5 protein-coding genes are annotated in these 6,000 nt (G+C 70.3%); 4 read left to right on the top strand and 1 reads right to left on the bottom strand.

What is annotated here, in order from left to right:
* The first annotated feature begins 367 nt into the window (after positions 1-367).
* From DPA01S_RS05830 to DPA01S_RS05840, 3 genes are all read left to right on the top strand, one after another.
* Complete coding sequence (locus DPA01S_RS05830; protein ID WP_061914552.1) at positions 368-1,792, top strand: MFS transporter; 1,425 nt, start codon at positions 368-370, stop codon at positions 1,790-1,792.
* Positions 1,793-1,866: 74 nt separating this feature from the next.
* On the top strand, positions 1,867-2,556 hold the full coding sequence (locus DPA01S_RS05835) for an alpha-ketoglutarate-dependent dioxygenase AlkB family protein (RefSeq protein ID WP_061228519.1): 690 nt from the start codon (positions 1,867-1,869) through the stop codon (positions 2,554-2,556).
* Positions 2,553-3,299, top strand: coding sequence for an APA family fibronectin-binding glycoprotein (locus DPA01S_RS05840; RefSeq protein WP_083961703.1), 747 nt, complete (start codon positions 2,553-2,555; stop codon positions 3,297-3,299). The genes DPA01S_RS05835 and DPA01S_RS05840 overlap by 4 nt, the downstream gene beginning before the upstream one ends.
* 10 nt (positions 3,300-3,309) lie before the next feature.
* On the opposite strand, the gene DPA01S_RS05845 is transcribed toward DPA01S_RS05840, so the two are convergent.
* Positions 3,310-4,083: a PIG-L deacetylase family protein gene (locus tag DPA01S_RS05845; RefSeq protein ID WP_083961705.1), complete on the bottom strand. Its 774-nt coding sequence runs from the start codon at positions 4,081-4,083 to the stop codon at positions 3,310-3,312.
* 109 nt (positions 4,084-4,192) lie between these two features.
* Here DPA01S_RS05845 and DPA01S_RS05850 point away from each other — a divergent pair, with 109 nt between their 5' ends.
* On the top strand, positions 4,193-5,350 hold the full coding sequence (locus tag DPA01S_RS05850) for an acyl-CoA dehydrogenase family protein (protein ID WP_061914555.1): 1,158 nt from the start codon (positions 4,193-4,195) through the stop codon (positions 5,348-5,350).
* The last annotated feature ends 650 nt before the right edge of the window (positions 5,351-6,000 follow it).

Below are 6,000 nucleotides of genomic sequence, written 5' to 3' on the forward strand. Positions count from 1 at the left end.
CCACGCCGGTGGGCCGTCGCCCCGCCCGGTGGGGTCGAAAACGTGGTGAAGCCGAACCGCTCGTGGAGCAGCACGACCCCGGCGTCGGGCTCCGGGGCGTCCGGGGGGCAGGAATGCGACGACACCGTCTACCGGGTCGGTGATGCCGACGGGACCGTGCCGGAGTGCGTGCCGGAGGTAGAGGAGAGCGCACGGACTTCCCGCCGCGCCGACGCCCGGATCGGATGCGACCCCGGTCACAGTTGGCTAGAACCTAGTCATGGAGCGACATCCCCGGGGTGATGCGTCCCCCGACACCGGGTCAGGGTCGGGCACACGCAGGCGTAAGCGCCGGCTCAGCACCATCAAGACGGCCGTACCCGCCCGGATGGACCGCCTTCCCTGGGCGGGGATCCACTGGAAGATCATCGTGGGCCTCGGGACCGTGTGGATCCTCGACGGCCTCGAGGTCACCCTCATCGGCTCACTGGCCGCGCGCCTGGTGGAGCCCGGCAGTGGCCTGCCGATCACGGAGGGCCAGATCGGTCTCGCAGCGTCGATCTACATCTTCGGTGCCTGTCTGGGTGCACTGTTCTTCGGCCGACTGACCGACAAGTGGGGCCGCAAGAAGCTGTTCATGCTCACCCTGGTGGTGTACTGCGTCGCCACGTTCGCCACGGCCTTCGCGGTGGAGCCGTGGATGTTCTTCATCTGCAGGTTCTTCACGGGCGCCGGCATCGGCGGTGAGTACGCGGCGATCAACTCCGCGGTCGACGAGCTGATCCCCGCCCACTACCGCGGTCGCGTGGACATCCTCATCAACGGCACCTACTGGCTGGGCGCGACGTTCGGCTCGTTCTACTCGCTGTTCTTCCTCAACACGGCGATGTTCGCCGAGAACCTGGGCTGGCGGTTCGCGCTCGGCGTGGGCGCGCTGCTGGGCGTGGTGATCATCTTCGTCCGCCGGCATGTCCCGGAGAGTCCGAGGTGGCTGTTCATCCACGGCCGGGAGGACGAGGCCGAGGAGATCGTCGAGAGGATCGAGAAGCAGATCCGGAAGGAGACCGACGAACCGCTGGAGAAGGTCGGCCGCGACGAGCGGATCACCATCCACCAGAGGGCCTCGATCCCCTTCAGCGAGATCGCGAGGACCGCCTTCGGGAAGTATCCCAGGCGGGCGATCCTGTGCCTCGCGTTGTTCATCGGTCAGGCGTTTCTCTACAACGGGATCACCTTCAACCTCGGCACGCTCTACCAGAACTACTACGGCATCGACGCGGGCTCGGCGCCGCTGCTACTGGCCCTGTTCGCGATCGTCAACTTCCTCGGCGCGCTCACTCTGGGCCCGCTGTTCGACAAGGTCGGACGTAAGAAGATGATCGCCGGCACGTACCTCGGGTCGGCGCTGGTGACGGTGCCGCTGTACTTCGTATTCCTCAATGAGACGGGTGGATTGTGGGGCTTCGTCGTGCTGCTGTCGCTGACGTTCTTCATCGCCACGGCGGGCGCGTCGGCCGCCTACCTCACCGTCAGCGAGATCTTCCCGATGGAGACCCGCGCGCTGGCGATCGCCTTCTTCTACGCGATCGGCACGGGCGTCGGCGGCATAATCGGCCCGCTGCTGTTCGGTAACTTCATCGAGAGCGGCGACCGCGGACTGGTCGGCCTGGGCTTCCTCCTCGCGGCGGGCATCATGGCGATCGGCGGAATCGCCGAGATCTTCCTCGGCGTCGACGCGGAGGGGAAGTCCCTCGAGGACATCGCCGCGCCGATCACCGCGCAGAAGCCGGGGGAGGAGAACACGACCAGGTGATACTGAGTTCCTCTTCAATGATTGAGTTCTTCTCCGATGACTGGGTTCTTCCTCGATGACTGGGTTCTTCTTCGATGACTGAGCCACTGTTCGGTGTCCACCGCGAGCCGTCGCTTCTCGGTCCGGGCGCGGTGCACGTGCCGGACTGGATGAGCCGCGAGCAGCAGGAGTATCTCCTCCGGGCGTGCGCGGACTGGGCGGCCGTGGCGGCGCCGCGCTCGATCGTCCTACCCGGCGGCGGGCGGATGTCGGTGCGGACGTTCAGTCTGGGGCGCCACTGGTCGCCGTATAGATATGACGACGACGACGCCGCCACCCCGCCGATCCCCGATTGGCTCGTGCGGGCCGCGCGAACCGCGCTGACCTCGGCTGCGGCGGTCGATCCGCGCTCCGCGGTCCTCGACGGCGGCGATCCCTGCACCCCCGACGCCGCTCTGGTGAACCTCTACGGCCGTGGCGCGACGATGGGCCTTCACCAGGACCGCGACGAGGCGAGCCCCGCGCCCGTCGTGTCGTTCAGCCTGGGAGACGCGTGCACGTTCCGCTTCGGCACGCCCGAGCACCGCGGCCGGCCGTACACCGACGTCCGCCTGGAGTCGGGCGATCTGGTGGTGTTCGGCGGGCCGTCGCGGATGGCGTTCCACGGTGTGCCCAAGGTCTTCGACTCCACGGCGCCGTCGTGGTGCCGTGAGGTGCTGGGCGCCGAGCCGGGGCGGGTCAACATCACGCTGCGGATGACCCGGCCACCTACGCTGGGCGGATGAGTTCCGCAGAGAAGTCCGAATCCGGCCGTTCCTCCGGGCCCTCCGCGTCCCCTGTCGCGGGCCGGGCCCGGGCCGCGCTGGCGATCGCGCTGGTCCTGGTGGTGGCGCTGATCGCGGCGGTGGCGACATGGGTGATCTCGGACCGGACGCACGCGCCGTCCGCGCGGCAGCTGAGTCCGAAGGTCCAGGTGGCCGCCGGCTCCGATCACGTCGACCCCTTCGCCGGGCTGGTGATCCGCGTCCCCGAGGGCTGGCGTGCGGAGTCGGGCGAACTGCTCTTCGGCAGCACCGCGATGAGCCCCGAGCGGGCAGAACCCGCCCAGTCCGACGGAGTCGTGCTGGTGGGCGGGCTCACCGAGGACCTGTTCGACCCCCGCGAGAGCGACAACCGGCTGGCGGCGATCACCCTGGCCAACGGAATGGGCCCGATCCTCCTCCCGGTCCCGGGGCAGGCGGTCGACGAGCGGGTCGAGGAGCTGTCGACCCGAGTCGGCGACGGCTGGTCGGTCTCGTTCCGGGTCATCCCCTCGGCCCCGCAGGACGTGGTCGGCCCGGAGGGGGCGTTGGTGTACTCGGCGGTCGTCGGTCAGGGCGCGCAGCGCTACTGGCTCACCTACGTCGGTCGCCCGGGCGACGGCACCGTGCCCTCACCGACCGCGGAGTGGGCGGACGAGATCGTCGAGCGCCTGCGGCTGTCCGAGGCCGCCTACACGCCGGCCGGCCGGCCGGGCGCGCCTGCCTGACGCCCGCCCGTCACGGCCGCATCCGCCGGAAACCCACCACCGGGTTCCCGCCGGCGATCCCCTCGATCGGCGCGCACACCGCCTCGACCTGCCGACGGGCCTGTTCCCGCACGGGCGTGGCCGGGTCGAGGACCGAGAGGTACTCGGAGTGCTGCGCCAGCGCCTCCACAGCCGGCTCGACGAAGCCCGTGACCTCCACGTAGTGGGTGGGCCCGGGCGCGGACTCGAACCACATCTGCGGTCGCCCCTCCGCGGCGTCCACGCCGACCGCGGCCACGAGGTCGTCGTACGCCGCGCCCACGGCCGCGCCGAACTCCATGTGGTCGCTCTGGTTGGGCATGCCGGGGCCGAATTCGGGGCCCGAGTACAGGGACACCACGATGTCGGGCCGGTGCCGGCGGATCGCGTCCGCGATCGCGTCACGCAGCGCCGCGTTGTTGACGATCCGGCTGTCCGGGAACCCCAGGAACTCGACCTCGTCGACCCCGACCACGGCCGAGGACCGCCGCTGCTCCTCCTCGCGGATCGGCCCGGCGATCGCCGGCGACATCCCCTCGATGCCCGCCTCGCCGCTCGATGCCAGCACGTAGACGACGCTGCGGCCCTCCGCGGTCCACCGCGCCACGGCCGCGGACATCCCGTACTCCGGATCATCAGGGTGGGCGACGAGGACCAGGCAGCGGGTCCAGTCCGAGGGGAACGGCTCGGGGAGAGCCGCGGCCCCACCTCCGGGCGTCGTCCCGGTCGGTTCCGTATTCTCCGGCAGGTCGGGGGATTCGCTCATGGCACGAGTATGACCTCTCCCGCGCCCGTGCGCGCGCCCTCTTCCGGAACGGGCGGACGTCAGCTCAGAGGCGTTCCTCGTCGTCGTCGTCCCCTCCCGGAGGCCTCTCGTGTCCGCACTCTTCCCCGACTACCGCCCCGCGTGGGAAACCGACGACCACCGGCTGCTGCGCGAACACGCCCGCGCGTTCTTCGCCAAGGAGATGACCCCCAACCAGGAGAAGTGGGCCGCGCAGAAGCACGTCGACCGCGAGACCTGGGTGCGCACCGGCGAGGCCGGCCTCATCTGCCTCGACGTGCCCGAGGAGTACTGCGGGCAGGGCGGCGACCCCGGCATGGAGTACCTCGTCACCGAGGAACTGGTCTACTCCGGCGACACCGCCTTCGGCATGGGCGTGGGCTCCACCATCACCCCGCACTACGTCGCCAACTACGCCACCGAGGAGCAGAAGAAGGCGTGGCTGCCCAGGATCTGCTCCGGTGAGTGGATCTCCGCGATCGCCATGACCGAGCCCGGCGCAGGCTCCGACCTGCAGGGCGTGCGCACCACCGCCCGCCGCGACGGCGACGACTACATCATCAACGGCTCCAAGACCTTCATCTCCAACGGCGGCTCCGCCGACTTCGTGGTGGTGGCGGCCAAGACGGACCTCGACGCCGGCCACAAGGGCATGGCCCTGTTCGCGGTCGAGGCGTCGACGCCCGGCTTCGAGCGGGGGCGCGTGCTCGAGAAGATGGGCCGCCACGGCGCCGACACCGCCGAGTTGTTCTTCAACGACATGCGCGTGCCCGCCGCCAACCTGCTCGGCGGCGGGGAGGGGCAGGGCTTCTACCAGCTGATGAACCAGCTGCCGCGCGAGCGTCTGGCCATCGCGGTCGACGCGCTGGCGATGGCCGAGGCCGCCGTCGTGGAGACGCTCGAGTACACCCGCGAGCGGGAGGCGTTCGGCAAGCCGGTGCTGGATTTCCAGAACACCCGCTTCGAGCTGGCGCACTGCAAGAGCCAGGTGATGGCCACCCGCACGTTCGTCGACTACTGCATCCAGCGCGAGATCGCCGGTGAACTCGACGCCGTGACCGCCTCCATGGCCAAGATGCAGGCCACCGACATGCTCGACGACGTGGTGGACCGCTGCCTCCAACTGTTCGGCGGCTACGGCTACATGATGGAGTACCCCATCACCCAGAAGTTCGCCGCCGCCCGCGTCATGCGGATCTACGGCGGCACGAACGAGATCATGAAGGAGGTCATCGGCCGGGCGCTGTAGCCCTCCTGCGGGCGGGGTCCGCGCGGCGCGTGGGCTGCGCGGCGCCGACTGCCCGGGGTCGGCGCGGTGCCGGCTGCCCGGGGTGGGCGCGGTGCCGTGGCCGCCGTCGGTGACCGGCGTCCGCCGTTCCGCTTGACCGGTCGCGCGCGCCTTTGGGTGCGCGCGATCGTGCGTGTACCGGGAGTTTGCTGCCGCAGGGCCGAACGTCGCTACGGGCCCGGGCGGGACGCGACGGCGGTTACGAGCCGCTCTGCTGGCGCGGGCCGTGGGGGGAGTGCGTCGTACGGAACTCGGCGGTCGACTCGTGGGAAGCCCTTGTGGTGTCGAACGCGTGGCCGTAGGATAGAACACGTATTCGAGATATGGCGCGGCATGGCCGCGTAGGCGACCACGGGGGGTGGGGCATGGACGGCGATCCCGAGCGCGCTGCTGGCGGCCCCGCGTCCGGTTCCGGCCCTGCCGGCTCCACTGGCTCGTCCGGTTCTGCCCACTCGTCTGGCGCTGCTGGCTCGTCCGGTTCCGCCGACTCATCCGCCCCGGCGGCGTTGACGGGGTTGACGGTGGCGGCGCGGGAGGGGTGGGCGGCGGAGAACCGGGCGGCCGCGCAGCGCCTGGTCGCTTGTTACGCGCTGCTGCAGGAGTGTTGGCGT

The organism is Dietzia papillomatosis NBRC 105045, from assembly GCF_001570845.1.
Taxonomy (GTDB): Bacteria; Actinomycetota; Actinomycetes; order Mycobacteriales; family Mycobacteriaceae; genus Dietzia; species Dietzia cinnamea.

Bases quoted from the DNA above. Each gene is read 5' to 3' on its own strand.
- DPA01S_RS05830 (WP_061914552.1), top strand. From the start codon at position 368: ATGGACCGCCTTCCCTGGGCGGGGATCCACTGGAAGATCATCGTGGGC.
- DPA01S_RS05835 (WP_061228519.1), top strand. From the start codon at position 1,867: ATGACTGAGCCACTGTTCGGTGTCCACCGCGAGCCGTCGCTTCTCGGT.
- DPA01S_RS05840 (WP_083961703.1), top strand. From the start codon at position 2,553: ATGAGTTCCGCAGAGAAGTCCGAATCCGGCCGTTCCTCCGGGCCCTCC.
- DPA01S_RS05845 (WP_083961705.1), bottom strand. From the start codon at position 4,083: ATGAGCGAATCCCCCGACCTGCCGGAGAATACGGAACCGACCGGGACG.